The organism is Rhodococcus sp. WWJCD1 (genome assembly GCF_002258735.1).
In the GTDB taxonomy this organism is placed as follows: domain Bacteria; phylum Actinomycetota; class Actinomycetes; order Mycobacteriales; family Mycobacteriaceae; genus Rhodococcoides.
The window spans coordinates 160,976-184,669 of record NZ_NOXY01000027.1; the positions used below are offsets into that span (position 1 = coordinate 160,976).

Genomic DNA, 23,694 nt, shown 5'->3' on the forward strand with positions numbered 1-23,694 from the left:
TGTCAGGCAGTCTTTCGTAGAACGAGTAGGGAACGAGCGGTGACTTCCACCGGTGTACCCGCTTCTATCGATTTCTCACCCGCTCCCGTTCGGGCTGCTGTGTCCAAGGCGACCGTCCACTCCTTGGCGTAGTTCCCGTCCGGGGTCACGAACTCGAGCGTCTCGTGATGTGCGTTGAAGCACAACAGGAACGAGTCGTCCACCACGCGCTCACCGCGCTGATTCGGTTCCGGAATTCCTTCGCCGTTGAGGAACACGGTCAGCGACTTGCCGAAGCCGCTGTCCCAGTCCTCGGGCGTCATCTCTTCGCCCGCAGGGGTCAGCCACGCGATGTCTCGTGCCTGCTCGCCGGTTCGGATGGGACGGCCCTCGAAGAACCGGCGCCGGCGGAACACCGGGTGCTCGGCGCGCAATGCGATGGCGTTGCGAGTGAACTCGATCAGTTCGGCGTTGGTCTCGGCCAACGACCAGTCCATCCATGCCAGTTCGGAGTCCTGGCAGTAGACGTTGTTGTTGCCCTGCTGTGTTCGTGCCATTTCGTCGCCGTGAGCGATCATCGGCGTACCTTGGCTGAGCAGCAGCGTCGCCATGATGTTGCGGATCTGGCGTGCTCGGAGGTCCAGAATTTCCGGATCGTCGGTCGGTCCCTCGACGCCACAATTCCAGGATCGGTTGTGACTCTCGCCGTCGTTGTTGCCCTCGCCGTTGGCCTCGTTGTGCTTGTCGTTGTAGGAGACGAGATCGTTGAGGGTGAATCCGTCGTGGGCAATGACGAAGTTGATGCTGGCTCCAGGGCGACGACCGTTCGACTCGTACAGATCCGAGGATCCGGTCAACCTCGACGCGAACTCGCCCAGCGTCGCGGGCTCCCCGCGCCAGTAGTCACGCACGGTGTCGCGGTACTTGCCGTTCCACTCCGTCCACAGGCCGGGGAAGTTGCCGACCTGGTAGCCGCCCTCGCCGATGTCCCAGGGCTCGGCGATCAGCTTCACCTGGCTGACGACCGGATCCTGCTGAACGAGATCGAAGAATGCACTGAGGCGATCGACGTCGTGCAGTTCGCGAGCCAACGTGGATGCGAGGTCGAATCGGAACCCGTCCACGTGCATCTCGGTCACCCAGTAGCGCAACGAGTCCATGATCAGCTGCAGCGTGTGCGGGTGCCGGGCGTTGAGACTGTTGCCGGTACCGGTGTAGTCCATGTAGTGCTCGAGATCGCCGTCGACGAGCCGGTAGTACGCAGCGTTGTCGATGCCGCGGAAGCTGATGGTCGGGCCCATGTGATTGCCCTCGGCGGTGTGGTTGTAGACCACGTCGAGGATCACCTCGATGCCGGCGGCGTGGAACGAGCGAACCATGGCCTTGAACTCGGTGACCGCCGCACCGGGGGACTGCAGTGAGGAATATTCCGCGTGCGGGGCAAGGAATCCGAATGTGTTGTAGCCCCAGTAGTTTCGCAGTCCCTTGTCCAGCAGAACCTGATCCTGCATGAACTGGTGCACCGGCATCAGTTCGATGGCCGTGACTCCGAGGTGGTTGAGGTGATCGATGATCGCCGGATGCGCCAGCCCGGCGTAGGTGCCGCGCTCGGCCTCGGGAATGTCGGGGTGGTTGATCGTCATGCCCTTGACGTGGGCCTCGTAGATCACGGTCTCGTGGTACGGGCGTTTCGGGGCGCGATCCGCCTGCCAATCGAAGAACGGGTTGATCACGACGGTGGTCATCGTGTGACCGAGCGAATCATGCTGGGGGAAGTCGTTGTTCGGCGCGTCGTCGTGCGCGATGGGAGCTACCTCGATGATCTCGTCGTCGGGATCGGCAAGATCGGTGGCGTCCTCGAACGGGGCCTCGGCGTCGAGTGAATCCGCGGATTCCTCGTCGATCTGTACCTCGGCCTCGGGTTCGGGAGCGGGCGCGTCCATGTTGTACGAGAACAGCGATCGGTCGCCGTCGAACGATCCCTCGAACGCCTTGCCGTACGGATCCACGAGCAGCTTGCTCGGGTCGCAGCGATGCCCGGCTGCCGGATCCCAGGGGCCGTGAACGCGGTAGCCGTAGCGCTGACCCGGTACCACTGTGGGCAGATATGCGTGCCAGACGTAGCCGTCGGACTCTTCGAAACGGATGCGGGTCTCGGTTCCGTCGTCGGCGATCAAACACAGATCCACGGCCTCCGCGACCTCGGAAAACAGTGCGAAATTGGTTCCTGCTCCGTCGTAGGTCGCGCCGAGCGGATAGGCGGATCCCGGCCATACTGCGATGGCAGGCGTGTCGTCGGAGGCTTCGTGCAGCATGGATCAACCCTACTGTGGCGGGTGGGCCCAGGCTTACCGAGCGCGAGGCCTTCGGCTCACGGTCCGGCCCACCACCCGGTGGCCGATCCGACCTGCCGTCCCAGCTCGGTGGTCAGAGTTCGCACGTAGGTCGCAGTGAGATGATGCTCGTCACGGTAGACGAGTACGTTGCCTTGCTCGACGCGGCACAAGGTCGCGTCGCAGACTGCATCGGACAGGTCGAGAGCGGAGAACCCGGGGAGTCGGAACGAGGCCGCAAGCGCCGGATTGACGGGGTCGAGCGCTTCGTCCCGTGGAATGCCGCACGAGGTGGCATTGCCGCCGTCGGCCAGGCAATCGATCGCCCGGTACGCGAGCCACGGGGTGTCCCGAACACCCAGAATTCCGACACCGTCCGCAGCGAGTTGCTGCCACACCGCGGCGTACCAGGTGGGGGTGTAATCGCCGGGGAAGTCCTCCCGCGGGCGGGTGGCGGTGGTGAACACGTAGGCAGGTTCCATCGCTGCGACGTCGGCGAGCACGGTCTGCGTCCAGTCGAGGCAATCCGGGTATTCGTTGGGGCCGAGCATCGGCATCGTGTCGATGCTCAACGGGCAGCCCATCTTCAGGAATGTGACGACCTTGAACCCGTGCTGGAGTCCGAGCGCGTCGAGGGCCGTCACCCAGTGCTCGGCGTGTGAGCTGCCCGCCAGCACGATGGTTCGGTTCGCGTCGAGGTCGCCGTAGCTACACGAGACCGCATCGCGTGTTTCGAAGTCGGCGATGCAGCCTTCGAGGGTGGTGGCAGGGAGGTCCTCGGGAGCCGAATACAGCGGGGGACGGACGGAGGCCGGCTCGGCGCGAATCCCGTCGGTCAGTTCGAGCGCCCCCGGGTGAGTCAGTTCGTCGACCGATTCATCGGCCTGCACCGCGGTGATCGACCGGTCGATGTAGACGTTCCATCCGACCGAACCGGCCGTGACTGCGAGCGCGGCGATCCCCGCGCAGGCAGTGACCGCGATCCGTCCCGGCGTGAACGTGCTCGACTGCGTGGGGCGCTCGACCAGACGCACGGTCAGCCATGCGAGTGCGACCGACGCCCCGACGATGCCGAGACCCCCGAGCGAGTCTGCATGGGATCTGCCGGTGGCCGACAAGTAGAAGATCAGCAGCGGCCAGTGCCACAGATACAGCGGAAATGCGATCGATCCGACCCAGGCGAAGAACCGGTTGGAGAGCGTTGCCGCGACGGCGGTCTCGGACCCGGCGACGATCAACGCGAGGGTCGCGAGCACCGGAATCGAAGCCAGGGGACCGGGAAACGCAGTCACTCCGTCGACGACGAAACCGCACGCGACGATGACGGTCATGCCGAGAACGGCCAGGACTCCACGTGCCGTCGACGACCAGCGGGCACGTAAGGGCGAGGCGGCGGCCACCGAGGTGCTTGTTCGCGAGACAAGCACTGCCGCCAGTGCCGCACCGAGCATGATCTCCCAGAGTCGCGCACCGGTGTCGTAGTAGTTCCACGCCTGATGCCGTCGAACACCGTCCGCCGCGTACACGAAGGACACCACAGCGATCACGGCGAAGATCACGGCAAAGGTGCGTGGTCGAAGACTTCGTGGCCCCTCGGGTCGGGCGATGCGTCGGAGCCATGCGAGACCGAACACGACGGCAATGGCCAGCAGATAGAACTGGAACTGCACGGCGACCGACCACAGATGCTGAACGGGGCTCACCGAGGGATCGGCCGCCAAGTAGTCGTTCGCTGTTGTCGCCAGCTGCCAGTTCACGTAATAGAAGACACCGGATACGAGTTGATCACCCAGGTCTGCCCAGCGGGTGCGCGGCAGCAAGAACACCGATGCGACGGCGACTGCGAGCAGCGTGATCAGCAGCGGTGGACCCAGTCTGCGGAGCACGCGCGTGATGCGGGTGATCGGATTCAGGCTTGCCCCGGCCTCGGCCGATCGCAGTAGGGATGCGGTGAAGAAGAAGCCGGACAGCGTCAGGAAGACGTCGACGCCACCCGACACGCGACCCATCCAGATGTGGAACACGACGACGAGTGCGATCGCGACGCCGCGCAAGCCATTGAGATCTCGCCGTTGCGGTGGTCGACCATGCGGGCCGGGTGCCGGAGCGGAAGCGCCCTGGACCGGTGTCGAGAAATCGATGGCCGAGTCGCTGTCGGTCGGGTGTACATGCATGAAGGAGAAGTGGCTCCGGCTGTCGATCGACTACTCGGTCGGATGTGCGATACAGGGCAAACAATACGTGTACGCGAGGTGAAGCACTTCTCGGAGTCTGCTTCGGGGCAATAGTCCCAGTTCGGGAGCGTAGAGGTTGATCCGGTGCATTATCTTCTTGCGCGGATAGAGCGCGTGTGCAACTATTTGCCAAGCGCGTGCAACTACACGCGATAGCCAGATATTTACCTACGCCACTTCGTCTCAGGAGATTCGACATGCCTCTCGGCCTGCTCGCCCTCGCAATCGGAGGATTCGGCATCGGTTTGACCGAATTCGTCATCATGGGTCTACTACCGGAGGTCGCGGCCGACTTCTCGGTCACCGAAGCCACTGCCGGCTGGCTCATCACCGGATATGCGTTGTCCGTCGTCGTCGGAGCGCTGGTGGTCACCGCTGCGGTGACGCGACTTCCCCGCAAGACCGTTTTGCTTGCACTGATGTGCCTGTTCATCGCAGGCAACCTGATTTCTGCACTCTCGGGCAGCTACGACACGATGCTGCTCGGTCGTGTGGTCGCCGCACTGTGCCACGGAGCCTTCTTCGGAATCGGTGCCGTGGTCGCGGCAGGTCTGGTCGAGCCCGCAAAGAAGGCGGGAGCGATTGCCATGATGTTCGCCGGCCTCACCGCCGCCAACGTTCTCGGCGTTCCGTTCGGAACGTTCCTCGGTCAGAGTTACGGATGGCGGTCGGCGTTCTGGGCCATCACGGTGATCGGCATCGTTGCGCTGATCGGCATCGCGGCCCTCGTTCCTCGGGAAACCGGGATCGGTGAGGAGAGCGATCTGCGCCGCGAATTGCGTGCGTTCCGGTCTCCCCAGGTCTGGCTCTCCATCGCCACGACGGTGCTCGGATTCGGCGGTATGTTCGGCGCGTTCACGTATATCGCGTTCACCCTCACCGACGTGAGCGGGTTTGCGTCGAGTTCGGTGCCCTGGTTGCTGGTGCTGTTCGGTGGTGGCCTCTTCATCGGAAACTACCTGGGCGGCAAGGCCGCCGACCGCGATCTCACTGCGACGTTGCTGACCCTCCTGGGTGCATTGACCGTGGTACTCGTCTTCTTCGCGCTCACCGCGGAGAGTCGCCCCGCCACGATCGCCTCCCTGGTGCTCATGGGGGCGTTCGGCTTCGCAACGGTGCCGGGGCTGCAGATGCGGGTGATGTCGTTCGCGCCCGACGCCCCGACGATGGCGTCCGGTGCGAACATCGCCGCGTTCAATCTCGGAAACGCGCTGGGCGCGTGGCTCGGCGGCGTGACGATCTCGGCCGGCCTCGGCTACACCTCGCCCATCTGGGCCGGATCCGGTATCACCGTGCTTGCGTTGCTGGTCCTGTTGTTCGCAACTCGTCTGCTGCGCCGCTCCACTTCGGGTGCCGCAGTGGACGGAGTGAGCGCAGCAACCAGTGCTGCGGGGTCGTCCACCTGAACACCGAACGAGTGAGCGAAGCCGGATATCCGCCATCGCTGCACGAGTGCGGGAACCACAACCTCTGCGGCACTGGACAGCTCGATGTCGACCGTGGTGCCGTCCTGGTTCGGTAGGACGAGCCGGCCTCCGTCCAGAGCGGGCGACACGACGCCGAAGCGACGGTGGATGCGAACCGACGCGATATTCGCTCGGTCGACCCTCGCTACGACCGTGCCCGACATGCGCAGAACGAGGACTTCGGGTGAGAGAACATGCGGGTGCGCCCGAGCCAGGGCGACCGATGACGCGAGTAGCACCAGGGACGCCACCGACGCGGCTGCGACCAGCGCACTGAGCCACAGCCACGGAATCAGAAAGTGCAGAACGACCATCTCGATCACGGTGGCAGCACCGAACATCAGGGGTAATCCGAGTGTTCCGCGGGTAGCGGTGAACACGGTCGAGTCCGCGGCGATCGGCGCGTGCTGCCCGCGCGTCCAGAGCGTCAACGAGTGCCATCTACCGGCCTGGACAGGGAAGTCGACCGTCATCGGGTGCCTCCGGAGCGTGGGTGTTCGGTCGTCTGCAGGTGCGCGGCGGCGCGGACGATCACAGTGCGCTGGGCCGGATCGGGCAGGATGTCGTCGATAGTCAGGGAGCTGATCTCACCGGTGTTCACTGCGGCGTCGGGTGCGGTGGAGGCGAGCGAGTCGAGATCGAGCATCGACGCCAGTTCCGCTGCGAGCGAATCGATATCGCTCTCGGCCTCAAGAGGGTCTCGGCCTTCGAGGGTTGCGAATCTGCGTAGTAGTCCGAGGTACTTCTGACGGAGGCCGTGATCGTTGAGTGTTGCGGTCACGGTAGAGAAGAACGATTCGGGAACGGTGCCCGATATCGCCATCACCTCGAGTAGATCGCGTTCACGGATCAATGCTTCTCGGTCCGCTTCCGCGGAAGCGTCGATCAGCGCGCTCAGGGCGTCGGCAACCTCGCGCGGAAGTGCGGTCAGCTGGCGATGCTCGACTGCGTCGTTCAGCAGTGCCGACAGGCGGATGTGCTTGCGCGCGAGCGCGGACTGCTCCCGTTCCATACCGACGAGAAGCGCCCTGAGATCAGCGACCACATCGGTCTCGCCCGCCGGAGACTCACCGAGGGCGGCGGCTATCTCGCCGAGTGGCATCCCGCAGTCGGCCAGCCACCGGATTCTCATCAGACGAACCACGTCGTCGATCGTGTACTCGCGATATCCGTTGGACAGACGGCGCGGCTCGTCGAGCAGGCCGAGGCGGTGGTAATGACGCACCGTTCGCGGTGTCGTTCCGACGGCCTCCGCCAGAGATCCGATTCGCATGTGGTTCAGTGTGAACCTTTACGCTACGTCAACGTCAAGTCCGTCTGCCTCGCCTTCCCAGGGCCGGGCGTGGCAGCGCGGCGTATCGTCGGGTCGTCGTGTGAGTCGTCGTGGCTCGCACCGTTCGAGGAAGAGACCTGGCTGAAGATGGTCGACGCCGATCGTTGGTACAGGGAAATGTTCGAGGCCAGCACGGTCGGATTGGCGCTTGCCGACGAAGACGGACTGCTCGTTCTCGCCAACGAGGCCTACGCAGCCATCGTCGGGTGTCCTCGTGAACGCCTGCCCGGCAGATCTTCTCGTGAGTTCACCCATCCCGACGACTTGGGCCAGCACGCCGCCATGGAGCAGATCATGGACGACGCGAAGTCTCGAGGGGAATCGGTTCACGTCGAGAAGCGCTACCTGCATGCCGATGGCACAGTGCGGTGGGGTTGGATCTCGGCCAGTGAGGTTCCGGGACCGGAGGGTCGAAGGTGGACGATGGCCGTTGTGCACGACATCACCGATCGAAGGCGCGTCGAGGACGACCTGCGCGTAGCTGCACAGACCGACGCCCTGACCGGACTGCTCAATCGGCGCGGATGGCGAGATCGGTTGCATCAGTTGACCACACCGCCGGGGGACGAGGGCGCGGTTGCGCTGGCCATGATCGATTTCGACCGCTTCAAGTTGTACAACGACAAGTACGGCCACGGCCGCGGTGATCAACTGTTGGTTCGGTTCTCCGCTGCTGCGGCAGATCTGCTCGGTGGCCGAGCCTCGATCGCGAGATGGGGTGGGGAGGAGTTCGCTCTCGCGATGCCGGGAGTGGGATCGACGACGATGGCCGCCGTGCTGACCGAGCTCGCCGCCGTCGTTCCCGACCAGCAGACATTCTCCGCGGGGCACACGACGTTGCGACGAGGCGAGTCCGTGGACGACTGCTTCGATCGTGCAGACATGTTGCTCTTTCAGGCCAAACGAGATGGTGGCGCGCGATCGTACAGCGACGGAAGCCGCCGATCCGGCGAGTGAGCGTCAGCTCGCCAGTCGGCCGAATCCGACCACGCCGGAGTCGGATCCGTAGTGCAGGGTGTGAACTCGGATCTTGCCGGCCTCGTTACCTCCGACGGTGATGGCCTCGTCTCCGTCGACCGCCACGATCACGTTGGTGTGCTGGCCGATCCAGCTGCTGTTGTCGTAGAGCACCACGTCACCCACCGACGGCGTGTAGCCACCGACGGCCTCGAATCGACCCTGCTCCTGGTAGTACTCCTGCAGGGTGTAGACGCCGGGTATGCGCCACGAACCGGAATTGGGGTTCGACAGCGGCATATCCGCTTCCTTCATGATCCAGCTGACGAAGTCGGCACACCAGGCTTCGTCGACACCCTCGGCATAGAAGGTTCCCGGGCGCTGCTGCTCGTGCTCGGTGCGCAACAGTTCCACCACTCGGGCCTGATCGGCCGTCAGTTCACCGGTGTTCACCTCGGGAAATGCCTCGGTGTCCCACGGGAGGTATCGGCTCGGGGCCAGCCACAGAACACCAACGACCGCAACCACGACGACAGCCGTGCACGCCGCCACCCACAGAGGCCACCGTCGTCGAGTACGCGCGCTGGTGTCGATGCTCATGCCACCACGGTAGCGCGACCGGGCACACAGCTTGGCACAATGAGGACGTGACCTTCCCTCGTGACCTGCCGGCCCATGCTGTTTTAGAGCCTGTGGCGGACGCTGCCCGCGAAGCGTCGCGCATCACCGTTCTCACGGGTGCGGGGATGTCGGCCGAGTCGGGGATCGCAACTTTCCGTGACGCCCAGAGCGGGTTGTGGAAGGACTTCGATCCCAAGGATCTCGCCAGCCCCGAGGGCTGGATGGCCGACAGCGATCTGGTGTGGGGTTGGTATCGATGGCGAGCGGAACTGGTCAGACGCTCCGAGCCCAACGCCGGTCACGTGGCACTCGCACAATGGCAGCAGCGGGCGCACGTCGACATCGCCACCCAGAATGTCGACGACCTCCACGAGAGAGCCGGAGCCACGGTGTTGTCACATGTGCACGGATCTCTGTTCGAGCCGTATTGCAGCGACTGTGGGACACGGGCAGTGCTCGACGCCGGTGCCGCCGACGCACCGGCCGAGGCGGACCAGCGGGTTCCGCCGCCGGAATGTCCGTTGTGCGGCGGGCTGATTCGGCCGGGCGCGGTGTGGTTCGGCGAATCGCTACCCGAGGCCGCGTGGGACGCGGCCGAGGACGCCGTCCGACGTGCCGACCTCGTTCTTGTGGTCGGCACGTCGGGAGTCGTGTACCCGTTCGCGGGACTGCCGGCGATCGCTCGTAGCGCCGGAGCCACGGTCGTCGAGATCAACCCGGTCGAGACCGAGGTCTCGGACATGGCCGATCACCGGTGGCGCACCACTGCGGCGGTGGGGCTGCCGGCCCTCGTTGCGCGACTGTGAACACCGAAACATGCTGTCGCCTCAGCCGTTTGCACCGACCGCGCTACCTCAGGGCCGCAGTCTCTTGACCAGTAGCAGGGACAGTCCTCCGAGAAGACCGGCGATCAGCAGCGTCAGAGCTGTCTCGATCGCCTGGAACCGCCAGAACAGTCGATCCTCGTGGTACTTCGTCTCGAAGGCGTCGGCACCCTGAGCTCGGGTGCAGTCGATCTGTGTGCGAGCGTCCTCCGCGGCACGGAGATCGGCGTATTCCTCGTACTGCGTGACCGTCTCGAATTCGCTCATGTCCCGGTAGTTGTCGGGCCACGTGCACTTCTGCAGGTCGATCGCTACGGGTGTTCCCTGGCCGTCGACGTAATCCGCCGACACGTTCCATCGCGGATATATCGAGATCGATTCCAGTGGCCGGTAGTAGTCCGGTGTGCCGCCGTACATGTCGTTCATCTTCTGCTCGAGTGTCTGGGTCTCGACCGCGGGAGTCGCGTAGTGTTCGCGAATCTGCGTCGGCAGCAGCGCCAGGAAGGCAGTGGACAGCACGACAGTGGTGATCATCGCGGCGACGGTGTTCCGCATGGCCAGTGCGCATGCTGCGCCGAGCATCAGTCCGGCAGCCGTGTACCCGCCCGAAACGAATCCCGTTGCGCCGAAGGTGGGGAAGTCCAGGCGTGATTCGCCGGTGCTCATGAAAGTGAACGACCCAGGCGAGGTGCGATATTTCGCCCAGTAGAGGGCGCATCCGAGCAACGCCATGGCGAGGATCGTCGGAACGAACACGACCAGTACGCGCACGCCGTACCACCGTCGTCTGCTCACCGATTGGGTAAGACCGAGTACGTGAGTTCGACGTTCGAGATCGCGGGAGAAGACGGTGACCCCGACGAAAGCGCCGAGCACGACGGGGAGGGCGATCGTCAGAAGAATCGCGATGGTCTGCGCGGTTTCCGCTGTGCAGTAGTCCTCACCGATCCCGAGGCAGCGCTGGAGTACGGGTACGGGTGCCACACCCCCATCGATCAGCGTGATGGCAACTGTGATCGCCGCCAACAGAAGTGGGGTCAGGACCCCGAACAGAATTGTGGAGCGGAATTGTCTCCATGTCACCCAGATCATGCCGCTACCTCCGCACCGAGGTGTGCGAGTACAACGTCGTCCACGGTTGCGTCTTCGACGGTCCAGCCCGGTCGCGCTGTCTCCGGTCGAGTGCCGTGGACAACGAATACTGCTGAGCTGGAACCGGATACGTCGGAGATGATGGTTCCGTTGTCAACGGTGGGTTCGGCATCGGTGCTACCGACGAGCAGGTAGTGCTCGGCGGTGACGGTATCCAGGTCACCGTCGAGTCGAATGCGGCCGTCACGCAACAGGAGTAGTCGGTCGGCGACGTCGACCAGTTCCGACAACACGTGCGACGACAGCACGATGCTCGTGCCGTTCTCGGCCGCGTCGCGCATCAATGTCCGGGCCACAGCACGGCGGGCAACCGGATCCAGGTCTGCGAGAGGCTCGTCGAGCAGCAGTACCTCCGGGCGCCGACCCAGGGCCAAGGCCAGCGCGACCCGGGTGCGGTGGCCGGGAGAGAGTGACTTGACGCGTGCCGAGACGGCTATCCCCGCTGCGTCCACGAGTTCTGCCGCATACGCATCGTCCCAGTGCACGTTGGTGTTTCGGCCGAAGCGGAGAGTATCGGCGACGGTGAAGTGTGGATAGAGAGGTTTGTGCTGAGCGAGGTAGGAGAGGCCGGGCGCGATGCCGCGCTGGCCCACGGCTTCGCCCAGTACTCGAATGTTCCCGGAGTCCGGCGTGAGCAGTCCGACCGCCAACGACATCAGAGTCGACTTGCCTGCGCCGTTGGAGCCGACCAACGCTGTGACGCTTCCTCTTTCGATGGCAAACGAGCAGCGGTCGAGGACGGTCTTACGGCGGAACGACTTGACCACCTCGTCCATGGTGAGAACTGCGTCGGTCATGATCCGTCTCTTTCCGGTCGGTCGAAGTGGGTGTCGAGGGCAGCGGTGACGATGGCCTCGAGGTCCGGTCTGTCCAGTCCTGCTGCCAGGCAATGGCGAATCCAGCGGCCCAGTTCGTTCTCGAGGGCCGATCGTTCGGCCATGCCGGGTTTCGCCAGGGAGGCGACGACGAAGGTTCCCGATCCGGTCCGTGGTTCGACCAGGCCTTCTCGTTCGAGTTCGCGGTAGGCCTTGAGCACGGTGTTCGGGTTGATGGCGAGCGCCGTGACCACGTCTTTCGCTGTCGGGAGCTTGTCGCCGACAGTGAGTGATCCGAGGCGCAGGGCCTGTTTGGTCTGCAGTATCAGTTGGACATATGTGGGGATGCCGGACTGACGATCGATACGGTAAGCGATCACCAGGACCCTTTCACTAGTTGATTAGTGGAAGACGGTAATGCGGACTCCTCGGTTTGTCCAGGTTGTGCGGTCAGTGGATGGTCAGGGCATCGATCAGGAATGCAGAAGGCCCGCAACCAGGGCGTCGACAACTTCGTCCGTCGAGGTGTCCGGATCGATCGGGTAGGTCAGGCGGTCGAGCAGAAGCCCGTCGATCGCGTAGTGGAAGAGTGCGACTTCCTTGCGCCCCCCGGGTAGTCCTGCGGCGAGGTTGAATTCGACGTCGGCGGAGAAATTCGAGTGCTGCCAGCTGCCGAGCATCTCCTTGATCTCCGGTCGTCTCGATGCCTCGAGCCGCAGCTCGAACAGCGCGAGTGTCACGTCGCTGTTCGCGAGGAGTCGGGCGACGATGTCGCGGATGTACGCGCCGAACAGCTCGGGGCTGGGGGGTTGCGCGGCGAGTGGTTCGTGGACCTCGGCGTCGGGGGCGAGTCTCTCGCCGATCCGCTCGATCAGTCCGGCAATGATGTCGGCGCGGGTCTTGAAATAGTTCGATGCCGTTCCCTTGGGCACAGCTGCTTCCTCGTCGATCGCGCGGTGGGTCAGTCCGCGCGCTCCTTCCGCGGCGAGCAGGCGAAGTCCGGCGTCGGCCAGTTCGGAGCGTCGGAGTGGGTTGCGAGCCATGGAAACAGACTAGCGGAACCACTACGGATGTCGTAGTCTTAAGCAACCACTACACCCGTCGTGATCGGAGAAGCTCATGCGTGAACTGGTCTATTACGTCGCCGTCAGTCTCGACGGCTACATCGCTGCCCCCGACGACTCCTTCGCCGACTTCCCGATGCACGGCGACCACATCGACATGATCCTGCGTGAGTACACCGACACCATTCCGACGCTTGGCCTTCGGGCGACGGGCCTGACCCCCGACCTGAGTCGTTTCGACACCGTGCTCATGGGGTGGAACACGTACAAGGCCGGTGGAATCCATCCCCCGGAGGGTCCGTACGGCCACCTGAAGCAGTACGTTTTCTCGCGCGATCACTCGGGCGTGGAAGCGGCCGTGACGCTCACCGGTGAAAATCCCGTAGCGGTCGTGCGAAAGCTGAAGAGCGAGAATGGAAGTGGGATCTGGCTGGCCGGGGGAGGGATGTTGGCGTCGGCTGTGGCGGGCGAAATCGACAGGCTGATCCTCAAGGTGAACCCGATCCTCCTCGGCTCGGGTAAGCGTCTCTTCGCCGAGCGTGCGTACTCACCGATCCGAAGTCGCCTCGTGGCCAGTACCCCCTTCGAGTCCGGGGTGGTGGTGAACGAGTACACGGTCGATCGATGATGTGGAACCGAGGACGACGTCACACTCGGTACTGTGGAAAGGAACGTTCTTTCTTTCTCAGGTAGGGATTGCACATGGCTTTGGGCTCCGACCGGTTCTGGCGTGTACTCGGACGCTCCGCGCAGAAGGCGCACAGCACGTCCCGTCAGCACGTCGACCGAGCCCAGGAGCACGCCGAGTGGGCGGCCGCTATGGACGACAGCGACTTGGCGACAGAGGCGATCGCACTTCGCGTCGACAACGCAGCGCGGCTCGATGTTCCGCGGTACCTCGCGTTGGTGCGAGAGGCGAGTGCGCGAACACTGTCCATGCGGCCCTTCGATGTACAGCTCCACGGTGCCGTGCGACTTCTCGCCGGCGATGTGGTGGAGATGGCGACCGGTGAGGGCAAGACGTTGGCCGGCGCCATCGCTGCCGTCGGGTACGTCTTGTCCGGGCGCGCGGTGCACGTCATCTCGGTCAACGACTTCCTTGCGCAACGCGATGCACAGTGGATGAAGCCGTTGTTCGAGGTTCTGGGTATCACGGTCGGTTCCATCGGTGAGGCGTCGAGCGCGCAGGAGCGTCGCACCGCCTATGCCTGCGACATCACGTACGCCTCGGTCAACGAGGTCGGCTTCGACGTCCTGCGTGATCATCTGGTGAACGATCGACAGGATCTGGTCTCGCCCGTCCCGGACGTCGCACTGATCGACGAGGCCGACTCCGTGCTGGTGGACGAGGCGCTCGTCCCACTGGTGTTGGCCGGTTCGGTATCGGGTGACGTCTCGACCTCGACCGTGATGGACGCAGTCCGATTGTTGGACAAGGGTGTTCACTACGACACCGATGCCGAAGGGCGGAACGTTTTCCTTACCGACGAGGGTGCCCTGCGGATCGAGAAGGAGCTCGGCGGAATCGATCTGTACTCGGAACAGCATGTCGGATCGACCCTGGTGGCGGTCAACGTGGCGCTGCACGCCCAGGTGCTGGTGCAGCGCGACGTCGATTACATCGTTCGTGACGGACGGGTTCAGCTGATCAACGCCTCGCGTGGACGCGTCGCCGAACTTCAGCGCTGGCCGGACGGGCTGCAAGCGGCAGTCGAGATCAAGGAGGGGCTTGCTCCCACCGAGACCGGCGAGATTCTCGACACGATCACCGTGCAGGCATTGGTCAATCGGTACGCCACGGTGTGCGGCATGACCGGAACGGCCATGGCGGCGGGGGAGCAGCTTCGGACGTTCTACAGCCTCGGCGTCTCGGTCATCGAGCCCAACGTGCCGACGGTGCGCGTCGACGAAAACGACCGTGTGTACGACACGATCGAACACAAGAACGCTGCAATTGCCCTGCAGGTGAAGGAGATTCACGAGACCGGGCAGCCGATTCTCATCGGAACCCATGATGTCGCCGAGTCCGAGGCGTTGGCGTCGACTCTCACGGCCTCGGGCGTGGACGTGGTGGTGCTCAATGCGAAGAACGATGCTGAGGAGGCAGCGGTCATCGCCGCGGCGGGAGTGCACGGCGCGGTGACCGTGTCGACTCAGATCGCCGGTCGCGGAACCGATATCAAGCTCGGCGGTCCCGACGGTGCCGATCGCGAACGTATTGCCGAGCTCGGCGGATTGTTCGTTCTCGGCACCGGTCGCCACACAACCGAGCGCCTCGACAACCAGCTCCGGGGACGCGCAGGTCGGCAGGGAGATCCGGGTCGTTCACTGTTCTTCGGCAGCTGGGAGGACGACGTCGTCAAGAACAACATCGGCGACAAGGACGCACCGAAGGGTATCGACGACAGCGGAATGTTCACCTCGCCGGCAGCGGCCGACCGTGTCGATCACGCACAACGCATCGCCGAGGGCCAGATGCTCGAAATACATTCTCGTACTTGGCGCTACAACCAGTTGACGGCTCAACATCGCGAGATTCTGGATCGCAGCCGCGCGACGTTGCTCAACTCGGACGAGGCGTTGACCTTGCTCGAGGCGCACTCGCCGAAGCGCTCGAAAGAGCTTCGCGACACCGTCTCGGAGGAGACGCTGATCGAGGTCGCTCGCCAGATAGTTCTGTACCACCTCGATCGATCGTGGTCCGATTACCTCGCGCACCTCGCAGACGTGCGTGAGAGCATTCACCTTCGGGCATTGGGGCGCGAGAATCCGCTGGACGAGTATCACCGCATTGCGGTCGAAGCATTCAAGACGGTGTCGTCGAAGGCGATGGATCTCTCGCACGCCACCTTCGAGTCGGCCGACATCACCTCCGACGGAATCGATCTCGACGATGCCGGTTTGCGTCGACCGACGTCGACCTGGACGTACATGGTGCACGACAACCCGTTCGCGTCCCGCGGAAATGCCGGTGCGGCCGGCCTGGGGCCGATCTTCGGTGGCTGACGCGCGGCGCGCGTTGGTCGCTCTCGCGTTGGGCGTGGGCGCGGTGGCGTCCGGGTGTGCCGACTCGTACGGCGAATTTCCGGCCGACAAGATCTACACGTCCATCGACGCTTCCGACTCCTATGTGCCGGTGGACGGAACCACGATCAGGCTCGAATTCGCCGACGACCGAATCTCGGCGGAGGCCGGGTGCAACAGATTGTTCGGCACGGTCGACACCTCGCAGGGCAGGATCACCACCGATTCTCTCGGTTCCACCCGTATGGGCTGCCCACAGGCATTGATGGATCAGGACGCGTGGCTCTCGGAATTCTTGGCGTCCACGCCGCGGTGGTCTCGGAACGACGGCACCATGACCCTGGACAACGGAAGTGAACGGATCGTCTTCGCGGAGTCATGATCGGCCGGATCTCTAGCGCCGGATCCGATCGGTTGTCGAGTGGCGGACTCCGTCGACGAAGAGCCGCAATCCGAAATCGAATCTGCTGGTCGGGTCCGGACTCTCGAAGATCGGGGACGCCTCGGGGGTGAGGGCTCCCGCGGAGTCCATCTGTAGACGCGATTGTTCGTCCACTGTCTGGCCGAGAACGTAGTACAGCAGGGTGTCGGCGGTCAGTTCCGCGTCGCGTCGCGGTAGTCCCGCGCGAATGCAGACGGCGGCAATGCGTTCGCGAATGCGATTGGTGGTCATCCTCGACGCGTAGGTCGCGGCGACGAGTTCGGCCCCGTCTCGACGGGAGAGAAGCGCGTCGCGCAGCCGATGCGCGATCTGCTCGATCTGCGTGTCCCACGCGCCCTCGGTGGGTGGGGCGTCGGCGCTGGACAGCAGATGGTCTGCGATCGCGCCGAGCAGGGTCTGTTTGTTGGGGAAGTGCCAGTACAGCGCACCGGGCTGCACGTGCAGGGACGTCGCAAGCCGTCGCATGGTCAGGTCGGCAAGGCCGTACTCGTCGAGAATGGCGATCGCGCCGTCCAGGACGTCTTGCCTGTTGAGTTGCACTGCTTCCCCCAAGTCGATCGACGCCTCGTCGCTTTGACAGTAGCCGAGGGCGGTGCCTAACGTGAACACCGTTCAACTTGAACGGTGTTCAATGTGTCGCCGTTCGACTACGAGGGGACCGGAATGGACATTTTGCGCACGGCCCGTACACAGGTGCTCGACGACGGCATCGCACTCGAACGATCTCAGGTTCTCGAGGTCCTCCAGCTCGGCGACGACCGTCTCGAGGAGGCGATGCTGCTGGCGCACGAGGTACGGATGAAGTGGTGCGGCCCCGAGGTGGAGGTCGAGGGAATTGTCAGCCTCAAGACCGGCGGATGCCCCGAGGACTGCCACTTCTGTTCGCAATCGGGGCTTTTCGCATCTCCGGTGCGCGCTGCCTGGCTCGACATCCCGTCTCTGGTCGAGGCGGCCAAGCAGACCGCGAAGACCGGGGCCACAGAATTCTGCATCGTCGCGGCGGTCCGCGGACCCGACGCCAGGCTGCTCGCCCAAGTCGCTGCGGGAATCGAAGCCATTCGAGGCGAGGTGGACATCGACATCGCGTGTTCGCTGGGCATGCTCGAGCAGGATCAGGTCGATCAGCTCGCAGGGATGGGCGTGCACCGCTACAACCACAACCTGGAGACCTCTCGCTCGTACTTTCCGAATGTTGTGACCACTCATACCTGGGAGGAACGGTGGAACACGCTTCGGATGGTGCGGGAGGCAGGCATGGAGGTGTGCTGCGGCGGCATCCTCGGGATGGGGGAGACGCTCGAGCAGCGAGCCGAGTTCGCGGCCGATCTCACCGCACTCGAGCCCGACGAAGTGCCGTTGAACTTCCTCAATCCGAGACCGGGAACCCCGTTCGGAGACCTCGATGTGCTGCCGGCATCCGATGCTCTGCGCGCCGTCGCCGCGTTCCGTCTCGCGCTGCCGCGGACGATTCTGCGATTCGCCGGCGGCCGCGAGATCACTCTCGGTGATCTGGGTGCAAAGCAGGGAATTCTCGGCGGCATCAACGCCGTCATCGTCGGCAACTACCTGACGACGCTCGGTCGTCCGGCAGAGCAGGATCTCGATCTTCTCGGTCAGCTGCAGATGCCGATCAAAGCGCTGAACTCGACTATCTGATGGGCGTATTAGGGTGGGTCGAATGACGAGCGAGACCCACTACGACCCGTACACCGGTCGGCCTGTCGACGCCGGAGCCGAGGTGGGTGCGGATTCGTCGTCGGTCGCCGTCCGGCTCGGGTTGGAGCCGCCGCGGTTCTGCGCAGAATGCGGTCGCCGCATGGTGGTGCAGATAGTTCCCGACGGGTGGTCCTCGGTGTGCTCGCGGCACGGCCTGTTCGACTCGGCGGCGACGGGCAGGCGCTAGGTGTCCGTGTCGGAACCGCTCGAAAGTCCGCCGCGACACAGCACCCGCCGGGTTCTGGCGGTGGTGGTAGCGATATCGGTGGCGCTGTCCGCACTGGGCGGCATGCTGTGGGGCCTATTGGTGCCCGCGCAGCAGTTGCTCGTGGTGGCGCAGGACCGCGGGGCGGCTCTGACCGGTGAAAGTCTGCACCGATTCGACGCCATCGCGATCTTCTCCCTCGTCTCGTTCGCGCTCGGTCTCGTCCTCCCGGTCGGTTGGTGGCTGTGGAAGTCGGAGCGGGGTCCACGCCTTTTCGTGGCAATCTTCGTGGGTGCGCTCGCCGGCTCGATCGCTGCGATTGTGGTCGGCAATGCTATTGCCGCCCTGCGGTTCCCGAAGGCCACCGACCCTGCAGTGGGCTCGATCGTCACGGTGGCACCGAGCATCGAGACCCCACTGGTGCTGATCGTCCAGGCGCTGACGGCGTCGTTGGTCGTCCTGCTGTTGGCGGCGATGAACCCCAACGACAATCTGCAACATACCGATCCCGAACCCGAGGACGTGGACGTCGAGCCGTTCCCGCCGCCGTCGTTCGATTCGAATCGGGCCGACTGACAGTCGGCCAGGTTCACGCCTGCGGAGGACGCAATGCAGCGAACTCGTCGGTGACCCGAATGCTGTTGTCGGCAAAGCGAAACAAAGCCGGCGGCCTGCCGCCGGCTTTGCCGGACGGTGCCCGACGGCCGGTGGGTTCGATGACGCCCCGACGGCTCAATACTCGCTGCAGGTTGGTGGCATCCACCTGGTACCCCAGTGCCGCACCGTAGATTTCGCGCAGCGACGAGATCGCGAAGTCGACCGGAGCCAGTGCGAAGCCGATATTGGTGTACGACAGCTTCGCTACCAAGCGGTGTCGGGCGTGAGCGACGACGGTTCCGTGATCGAACGACATGTCGGGCAGCGCTGAAACCGGGTGCCACGCGGTGTCCGAGGGGAGTGTCGGCTCGGCCGATATCGGCACCAGGCCGAGGAACGTCGACGCGATCCGGCGATCTCCCGGGACACGGTCGGGTTCGCTGAAGATGGACAGCTGCTCGAGGTGCGCAACCGAGCGCACATCGACCTTCTCGGCGAGCTGACGGCGCGCGGACGCGGCGAGATTCTCGTCGTCACGCAGGGTGCCACCGGGAAGCGACCAGGTGCCGGCCTCGGGGTCGAGAGCGCGCTGCCACAGCAGCACCGCCAGTTCGGGGGTGTCCGGGTCGGAAAAGGCTCGAACTTGGAACACCGCGATGAGTACTTCGTGGACGGTGCTACGATGAATCATGTTTTCGATCATAGGTCGAAAACTTCCTCGGAGGAAATTCGGTCACCGACGACCGGATGATCGGTGAAGGAGAACCGTCATGACCAGCAGCGCTACCCGGGTGAACATCCTGGACTCGGCATTCGCCGGAGTTCGCGACATCGTCGACGGAGCAGGTGGCTACGGGGGAGTGGAGGCAACTCCGGAATGGGCGGCCGAAGTGCGACGGCTCGCCGATCTGCGCGGCGCGACGCTGCTCGCGCACAACTACCAGCTGCCCGCGATTCAGGACGTCGCGGACCATGTCGGCGACTCCCTTGCGCTCTCGCGTATGGCCGCCGAGGTCTCCGAGGACACGATTGTGTTCTGCGGAGTCCATTTCATGGCCGAGACCGCCAAGATCCTGAGCCCGCAGAAAACGATCCTGATCCCGGACCAGCGCGCCGGCTGCTCGCTGGCCGACTCCATCACCGCAGACCAGCTCCGCGAATGGAAGGCCGATTTTCCCGACGCCGTCGTCGTCTCGTACGTCAACACCACCGCCGAGATCAAGGCACTGACCGATATCTGCTGCACGTCGTCCAACGCAGTGGAGGTCGTACAGTCCATCGACCCCAGCCGCGACATCCTGTTCCTGCCAGACCAGTTCCTCGGCGCACACGTCAAGCGCGTGACAGGACGCGAGAACCTGCACATCTGGGCAGGAGAATGCCACGTGCACGCCGGCATCAACGGCGACGAGCTGGCCGAGAAGTCTCGCACCCACCCCGATGCAGAGCTGTACGTGCACCCCGAATGCGGCTGCGCCACGTCGGCTCTCTACCTCGCAGGCGAAGGATTCGTTCCGGCCGAGAAGGTCAAGATCCTCTCCACCGGCGGCATGCTCGACGCTGCCCGCACCACCGCGTCGAAGCAGGTTCTGGTCGCCACCGAGATCGGCATGCTGCACCAACTGCGCATGGCCGCACCCGACGTCGACTTCCTCGCCGTCAACGACCGTGCATCGTGTGGCTACATGAAGATGATCACCCCTGCCGCGCTGCTTCGCTGCCTCGTCGAAGGACGAGACGAGGTACATGTCGACCTCGAAACTGCGAACATCGCCAGCAAGTCGGTGCAGCGGATGATCGAAATCGGTACCCCCGGCGGCGGAGAGTGAATCCGTCCGTCGCGTGGGAAACCGGAGCTGATCTGGTCGTCGTCGGCGGCGGTATCGCCGGACTCACTGCGGCTCGTACCGCTGTCGCCCGCGGCCTCAGGGTGCTGACCGTGAGCAAAGGGAGCTCCACCGACACCGCGACGCAGTATGCCCAGGGCGGGATCGCGGTCGTCGGAGCACAATTCGGCGATTCGATCGAATCGCACGTGGCCGATACGTGTGCTGCCGGTGCCGGACTGTGCGACGAGGACGCCGTGCGCTCCATCGTTGCCGGCGGGCGTGCGGCCATCGCCTCGCTCGAAGCTGCGGGAGCAGAATTCGATCGCGCTGCCGACGGCTCCGTCGCACGCACCAGGGAAGGCGGCCACAGTGTTCGCCGCATCATCCATGCCGGCGGCGACGCCACTGGTGCGGAGGTACAGCGCACACTCGACGGTGCAGTGCCGACGGTGCAGTTCGACACGACCGCGCTGCGGGTGCTGACCACCGACGGCGAGGTTGTCGGTCTGCTCGTCCGCGGGCCCGACGGCCTCGGAGTCGTTCATTGCCCGACGGTTCTCCTGGCCACCGGCGGGCTGGGGCAGCTGTACTCGTGCAGCACCAACCCGGCCGGCGCGACGGCAGACGGCATCGCGCTCGCCCTCGATGCAGGCGCGCGCGTGGCCGATCTCGAATTCGTGCAGTTCCATCCCACGGTGCTGTTCGCTGCCGGGACGACGGGACGCCGTCCGTTGATCAGCGAGGCGGTACGCGGCGAGGGTGCCCACCTGGTCGATGTCACAGGCCGCGCGTTCATGGCCGGAGTGCACCCGCTGGGTGATCTTGCGCCACGCGACGTAGTGTCCCGGGCCATTGCCGAACTGCTGCACGACAGCGGCGGCGACCACGTGCTGCTGGACGCCCGCCGCGTGGAGCACTTCCACGAGCGATTCCCGACCGTGACCGCCTCGTGCCTCCAGGCCGGCATCGATCCGGCGACGGACCTGATTCCGGTGGCACCCGCAGCACACTATTCGTGCGGAGGAGTGGTGACGGACACCGCTGGACGCACCTCGGTTCCGGGCTTGCTCGCTGCGGGCGAAGTGGCGCGCACCGGCCTGCACGGTGCCAACAGATTGGCGTCGAACAGTCTGCTCGAAGGTCTTGTCGTGGGTGAACGTGCGGCAATTGTGGCTGCCGAACGGGTCGGCAGGAGGGTCGAGGTGACGGACCTCGCGTTACCCACCTATCGCCGCATCGACCGGGGCGTGCTGCAGCGCACGATGACTGCCGAGGTCGGTGTGGTTCGCGATGCAGTGGGACTCGCTGCGGCACAACGCGTCCTGGCTCAGGGTGTCGTATCGGAACCGCCGGTCGACGCCCGTGCTGTCGAGGATGCTGCGCTGACAGCCGCGGCGGAGGTCATCGTCCTGGCCGCGAACCACCGCCGCGAAAGTAGAGGGTGCCACACCCGACGCGATTTCCCCGAGAGTGCGCCATCGCAACGCCGAAGCCTGCACATCGAACGAGGTCCCGACGGACGGCTGGGGATCGTGAACGACGACGTGATGACGGGAGCAAGCTGACATGTCCGAAATCTCGACCGAGGTGAACCCGGGTGTCGACCGAGCCGAGGTGCTCGCACTGATCCGGACGGCGCTGGACGAGGACTTGCGGTACGGGCCCGACATCACTACCACGGCAACGGTTTCCGAGGACGCGGTGGCGACGGCCTCGGTCGTGTCACGCCAGTTCGGCACGATCGCCGGCCTCGACGTCGGTCGTCTGGTCCTCGACGAGGTGATCGGTCCCGAGGGGTATTCCATCGTGCATCGCGTCGAGGACGGGGCGAATGTGGAACCAGGACAGGCCGTTCTGACGGTTCAGGCCCCGACTCGGGGGTTGCTCACGGCCGAGCGCACGATGCTCAACATCGTGTGCCATCTCTCGGGAATCGCCACCGCGACAGCCGGCTGGGTCGCCGAGGTTGCCGACACCGAGTGCAAGATTCGGGACAGCCGAAAGACGTTGCCGGGCATGCGTTCGTTGCAGAAGTACGCGGTGCGCGCCGGCGGTGGCGTCAATCATCGAATGGGGTTGGGCGATGCTGCGCTCATCAAGGACAATCACGTTGCGGCTGCCGGTTCGGTCGTCGCTGCGTTGAACGCGGTGCGGGCCGCTGCGCCGAACATCGCCTGTGAAGTGGAGGTCGACAGCCTCGAACAACTCGACCAGGTGCTTGCCGAGAACGTCGAACTCGTTCTGCTGGACAACTTTGCGCTGTGGCAGACACAGATGGCGGTTCAGCGTCGTGACAAGTTCGCTCCCGAGACCAAGCTGGAATCCTCGGGTGGGTTGACGGTCGACGTGGCACGGGATTACGCGCGGACGGGGGTCGACTTTCTTGCCGTGGGCGGTCTGACACACTCGGTGACAGTGCTCGATCTAGGTCTGGACATGTAGTCAGGCCCGCGATGTGAGGAATTCGTTCGAAGATGGAAGTACAGAGTGCCCGCCTCGACAGCTGGATCTGGGCGGTGCGGTTGTTCAAGACGCGGTCCGCGGCAGCCGCTGCCTGCCGTGGTGGGCACGTCCGCGTCAACGGAACCCCAGCCAAGCCTGGTCTGCGAATCGGCCCGAACGACGAGGTTCGGCTGCGGGTCGACGGCGTGGAGAAGATCGTCGTGGTCGTGCGGGCGATCACCAAGCGTGTCGGTGCAGCTGTCGTCCCCGAGTGCCTGATCGATCACAGTCCGCCGCCGCCTCCGAAAGAAGTTCTGGCCTCCGTACCGCGTCGTGATCGAGGAGCCGGCAGACCGACCAAGCGCGATCGTCGTGAGATCGACCGACTGCGGGGCCTGGGTCTCTAGTGCGCGCGAGCCTATTCGGTTACCTTAGGTAACGACAAGAGGCTCGTACGCGCAAGGAGGTGTGGCATGGACTCCGTCCTGTGGACCCCACGTTTCGCGGCTGTGTACTTCGTGGCAGCAGCGTTGCTACTCATTCTGTTTCTGGCTATCGACGCGTCCCTCGCCATTGCCGCACCTCTTCTGTTGATTTCGGTAGGACTCGGAATCGCAGTTCTGATTCGCAATCGAAAGCGTCACCCGGTTCGCTGAGGCGC

The 23,694-nt window shown here is 64.4% G+C and carries 24 protein-coding genes; 14 read left to right on the forward strand and 10 right to left on the reverse strand.

Annotated elements, in window-relative coordinates; all coding sequences use genetic code 11:
- Positions 1-2: 2 nt before the first annotated feature.
- Positions 3-2,294 (reverse strand): glycogen debranching protein GlgX, encoded by a 2,292-nt coding sequence (gene glgX / locus CH286_RS20085; protein WP_094610194.1) that lies wholly within the window; start codon positions 2,292-2,294, stop codon positions 3-5.
- A 56-nt stretch (positions 2,295-2,350) separates the two neighbouring features.
- Positions 2,351-4,486 carry an acyltransferase family protein gene (locus tag CH286_RS20090; RefSeq protein ID WP_094610195.1) on the reverse strand — a complete coding sequence of 712 codons (2,136 nt, stop codon included), beginning with the start codon at positions 4,484-4,486 and terminating at the stop codon, positions 2,351-2,353.
- A 257-nt stretch (positions 4,487-4,743) separates the two neighbouring features.
- On the opposite strand from CH286_RS20090, the gene CH286_RS20095 reads away from it, so the two are divergent.
- Positions 4,744-5,952 (forward strand): MFS transporter, encoded by a 1,209-nt coding sequence (locus tag CH286_RS20095; protein WP_094610196.1) that lies wholly within the window; start codon positions 4,744-4,746, stop codon positions 5,950-5,952.
- 529 nt (positions 5,953-6,481) lie between these two features.
- Here CH286_RS20095 and CH286_RS20100 read toward each other — a convergent pair.
- Positions 6,482-7,285, reverse strand: coding sequence for a helix-turn-helix domain-containing protein (locus CH286_RS20100; RefSeq protein ID WP_094610246.1), 804 nt, complete (start codon positions 7,283-7,285; stop codon positions 6,482-6,484).
- Positions 7,286-7,354: 69 nt separating this feature from the next.
- Between CH286_RS20100 and CH286_RS20105 the strand changes: the two genes are divergently transcribed.
- Positions 7,355-8,302 carry a sensor domain-containing diguanylate cyclase gene (locus CH286_RS20105; protein WP_032403966.1) on the forward strand — a complete coding sequence of 316 codons (948 nt, stop codon included), beginning with the start codon at positions 7,355-7,357 and terminating at the stop codon, positions 8,300-8,302.
- A gap of 3 nt (positions 8,303-8,305) precedes the next feature.
- Here the strand turns inward: CH286_RS20105 and CH286_RS20110 are convergent, their stop codons facing one another.
- Positions 8,306-8,902 carry a CHAP domain-containing protein gene (locus CH286_RS20110; RefSeq protein ID WP_094610198.1) on the reverse strand — a complete coding sequence of 199 codons (597 nt, stop codon included), beginning with the start codon at positions 8,900-8,902 and terminating at the stop codon, positions 8,306-8,308.
- A 47-nt stretch (positions 8,903-8,949) separates the two neighbouring features.
- Here CH286_RS20110 and CH286_RS20115 point away from each other — a divergent pair, with 47 nt between their 5' ends.
- Positions 8,950-9,729: an SIR2 family NAD-dependent protein deacylase gene (locus CH286_RS20115; RefSeq protein ID WP_303396150.1), complete on the forward strand. Its 780-nt coding sequence runs from the start codon at positions 8,950-8,952 to the stop codon at positions 9,727-9,729.
- 48 nt (positions 9,730-9,777) lie between these two features.
- Here the strand turns inward: CH286_RS20115 and CH286_RS20120 are convergent, their stop codons facing one another.
- The 4 genes from CH286_RS20120 to CH286_RS20135 all read right to left on the reverse strand — a co-directional run bounded on the left by CH286_RS20120 (position 9,778) and on the right by CH286_RS20135 (position 12,757).
- Positions 9,778-10,839 carry a hypothetical protein gene (locus CH286_RS20120; RefSeq protein WP_094610200.1) on the reverse strand — a complete coding sequence of 354 codons (1,062 nt, stop codon included), beginning with the start codon at positions 10,837-10,839 and terminating at the stop codon, positions 9,778-9,780.
- Positions 10,836-11,696 (reverse strand): ABC transporter ATP-binding protein, encoded by an 861-nt coding sequence (locus CH286_RS20125; RefSeq protein WP_032403969.1) that lies wholly within the window; start codon positions 11,694-11,696, stop codon positions 10,836-10,838. Before CH286_RS20125 ends, CH286_RS20120 begins: the two co-directional genes overlap by 4 nt.
- Positions 11,693-12,094: a GntR family transcriptional regulator gene (locus CH286_RS20130; protein ID WP_032403970.1), complete on the reverse strand. Its 402-nt coding sequence runs from the start codon at positions 12,092-12,094 to the stop codon at positions 11,693-11,695. Before CH286_RS20130 ends, CH286_RS20125 begins: the two co-directional genes overlap by 4 nt.
- 93 nt (positions 12,095-12,187) lie before the next feature.
- Positions 12,188-12,757 carry a TetR/AcrR family transcriptional regulator gene (locus tag CH286_RS20135; RefSeq protein ID WP_094610201.1) on the reverse strand — a complete coding sequence of 190 codons (570 nt, stop codon included), beginning with the start codon at positions 12,755-12,757 and terminating at the stop codon, positions 12,188-12,190.
- Between the two features lie 76 nt (positions 12,758-12,833).
- Here CH286_RS20135 and CH286_RS20140 point away from each other — a divergent pair, with 76 nt between their 5' ends.
- The 3 genes from CH286_RS20140 (at position 12,834) to CH286_RS20150 (ending at position 16,184) form a co-directional block, all read left to right on the forward strand.
- The gene (locus tag CH286_RS20140; protein ID WP_094610202.1) at positions 12,834-13,406 is read left to right on the forward strand and encodes a dihydrofolate reductase family protein; all 573 of its coding nucleotides are present in this window, start codon (positions 12,834-12,836) and stop codon (positions 13,404-13,406) included.
- A 74-nt stretch (positions 13,407-13,480) separates the two neighbouring features.
- Entirely contained in the window at positions 13,481-15,784 is a 2,304-nt protein-coding gene (gene secA2, locus CH286_RS20145; RefSeq protein ID WP_094610203.1) for an accessory Sec system translocase SecA2, read from the forward strand.
- Positions 15,777-16,184 carry an META domain-containing protein gene (locus CH286_RS20150; RefSeq protein ID WP_052077718.1) on the forward strand — a complete coding sequence of 136 codons (408 nt, stop codon included), beginning with the start codon at positions 15,777-15,779 and terminating at the stop codon, positions 16,182-16,184. Before secA2 ends, CH286_RS20150 begins: the two co-directional genes overlap by 8 nt.
- 12 nt (positions 16,185-16,196) lie before the next feature.
- Here the strand turns inward: CH286_RS20150 and CH286_RS20155 are convergent, their stop codons facing one another.
- On the reverse strand, positions 16,197-16,784 hold the full coding sequence (locus CH286_RS20155) for a TetR/AcrR family transcriptional regulator C-terminal domain-containing protein (protein WP_032404063.1): 588 nt from the start codon (positions 16,782-16,784) through the stop codon (positions 16,197-16,199).
- 123 nt (positions 16,785-16,907) lie between these two features.
- Here CH286_RS20155 and bioB point away from each other — a divergent pair, with 123 nt between their 5' ends.
- The 3 genes from bioB to CH286_RS20170 are packed head-to-tail and all read left to right on the forward strand — an operon-like array spanning position 16,908 to position 18,741.
- Positions 16,908-17,900, forward strand: a complete 993-nt coding sequence (gene bioB, locus CH286_RS20160; protein WP_032404064.1) for a biotin synthase BioB — start codon at positions 16,908-16,910, stop codon at positions 17,898-17,900.
- 22 nt (positions 17,901-17,922) lie between these two features.
- On the forward strand, positions 17,923-18,147 hold the full coding sequence (gene bsaP, locus CH286_RS20165; RefSeq protein ID WP_032403974.1) for a biotin synthase auxiliary protein BsaP: 225 nt from the start codon (positions 17,923-17,925) through the stop codon (positions 18,145-18,147).
- Between the two features lie 6 nt (positions 18,148-18,153).
- Complete coding sequence (locus tag CH286_RS20170; protein ID WP_255182718.1) at positions 18,154-18,741, forward strand: DUF2567 domain-containing protein; 588 nt, start codon at positions 18,154-18,156, stop codon at positions 18,739-18,741.
- Positions 18,742-18,754: 13 nt separating this feature from the next.
- Here CH286_RS20170 and CH286_RS20175 read toward each other — a convergent pair whose 3' ends face one another.
- Complete coding sequence (locus tag CH286_RS20175; RefSeq protein WP_032404066.1) at positions 18,755-19,453, reverse strand: NUDIX hydrolase; 699 nt, start codon at positions 19,451-19,453, stop codon at positions 18,755-18,757.
- Positions 19,454-19,532: 79 nt separating this feature from the next.
- Here CH286_RS20175 and nadA point away from each other — a divergent pair, with 79 nt between their 5' ends.
- From nadA to CH286_RS20200, 5 genes are all read left to right on the forward strand, one after another.
- Positions 19,533-20,591: a quinolinate synthase NadA gene (gene nadA / locus CH286_RS20180; RefSeq protein WP_052065879.1), complete on the forward strand. Its 1,059-nt coding sequence runs from the start codon at positions 19,533-19,535 to the stop codon at positions 20,589-20,591.
- Entirely contained in the window at positions 20,588-22,156 is a 1,569-nt protein-coding gene (locus CH286_RS20185; protein WP_094610204.1) for an L-aspartate oxidase, read from the forward strand. The genes nadA and CH286_RS20185 overlap by 4 nt, the downstream gene beginning before the upstream one ends.
- 1 nt (position 22,157) lies before the next feature.
- A complete protein-coding gene (gene nadC / locus CH286_RS20190) occupies positions 22,158-23,033 on the forward strand; it encodes a carboxylating nicotinate-nucleotide diphosphorylase (RefSeq protein ID WP_094610205.1) in 876 nt (291 codons plus the stop codon).
- Between the two features lie 32 nt (positions 23,034-23,065).
- The gene (locus tag CH286_RS20195; RefSeq protein WP_037150788.1) at positions 23,066-23,440 is read left to right on the forward strand and encodes an RNA-binding S4 domain-containing protein; all 375 of its coding nucleotides are present in this window, start codon (positions 23,066-23,068) and stop codon (positions 23,438-23,440) included.
- 66 nt (positions 23,441-23,506) lie between these two features.
- Complete coding sequence (locus CH286_RS20200) at positions 23,507-23,689, forward strand: hypothetical protein (protein WP_094610206.1); 183 nt, start codon at positions 23,507-23,509, stop codon at positions 23,687-23,689.
- The last annotated feature ends 5 nt before the right edge of the window (positions 23,690-23,694 follow it).

Excerpts from the sequence above, each read along its gene's own strand:
- CH286_RS20125 (WP_032403969.1), bottom strand. The coding sequence starts at position 11,696 with ATGACCGACGCAGTTCTCACCATGGACGAGGTGGTCAAGTCGTTCCGC.
- CH286_RS20110 (WP_094610198.1), bottom strand. The coding sequence starts at position 8,902 with ATGAGCATCGACACCAGCGCGCGTACTCGACGACGGTGGCCTCTGTGG.
- CH286_RS20200 (WP_094610206.1), top strand. The coding sequence starts at position 23,507 with ATGGACTCCGTCCTGTGGACCCCACGTTTCGCGGCTGTGTACTTCGTG.
- CH286_RS20140 (WP_094610202.1), top strand. The coding sequence starts at position 12,834 with ATGCGTGAACTGGTCTATTACGTCGCCGTCAGTCTCGACGGCTACATC.
- CH286_RS20095 (WP_094610196.1), top strand. The coding sequence starts at position 4,744 with ATGCCTCTCGGCCTGCTCGCCCTCGCAATCGGAGGATTCGGCATCGGT.
- CH286_RS20195 (WP_037150788.1), top strand. The coding sequence starts at position 23,066 with ATGGAAGTACAGAGTGCCCGCCTCGACAGCTGGATCTGGGCGGTGCGG.
- nadC (WP_094610205.1), top strand. The coding sequence starts at position 22,158 with ATGTCCGAAATCTCGACCGAGGTGAACCCGGGTGTCGACCGAGCCGAG.
- secA2 (WP_094610203.1), top strand. The coding sequence starts at position 13,481 with ATGGCTTTGGGCTCCGACCGGTTCTGGCGTGTACTCGGACGCTCCGCG.
- CH286_RS20100 (WP_094610246.1), bottom strand. The coding sequence starts at position 7,285 with ATGCGAATCGGATCTCTGGCGGAGGCCGTCGGAACGACACCGCGAACG.
- CH286_RS20120 (WP_094610200.1), bottom strand. The coding sequence starts at position 10,839 with ATGATCTGGGTGACATGGAGACAATTCCGCTCCACAATTCTGTTCGGG.
- CH286_RS20135 (WP_094610201.1), bottom strand. The coding sequence starts at position 12,757 with ATGGCTCGCAACCCACTCCGACGCTCCGAACTGGCCGACGCCGGACTT.
- bsaP (WP_032403974.1), top strand. The coding sequence starts at position 17,923 with ATGACGAGCGAGACCCACTACGACCCGTACACCGGTCGGCCTGTCGAC.
- CH286_RS20090 (WP_094610195.1), bottom strand. The coding sequence starts at position 4,486 with ATGCATGTACACCCGACCGACAGCGACTCGGCCATCGATTTCTCGACA.
- glgX (WP_094610194.1), bottom strand. The coding sequence starts at position 2,294 with ATGCTGCACGAAGCCTCCGACGACACGCCTGCCATCGCAGTATGGCCG.
- CH286_RS20175 (WP_032404066.1), bottom strand. The coding sequence starts at position 19,453 with ATGATTCATCGTAGCACCGTCCACGAAGTACTCATCGCGGTGTTCCAA.
- bioB (WP_032404064.1), top strand. The coding sequence starts at position 16,908 with ATGGACATTTTGCGCACGGCCCGTACACAGGTGCTCGACGACGGCATC.
- nadA (WP_052065879.1), top strand. The coding sequence starts at position 19,533 with ATGACCAGCAGCGCTACCCGGGTGAACATCCTGGACTCGGCATTCGCC.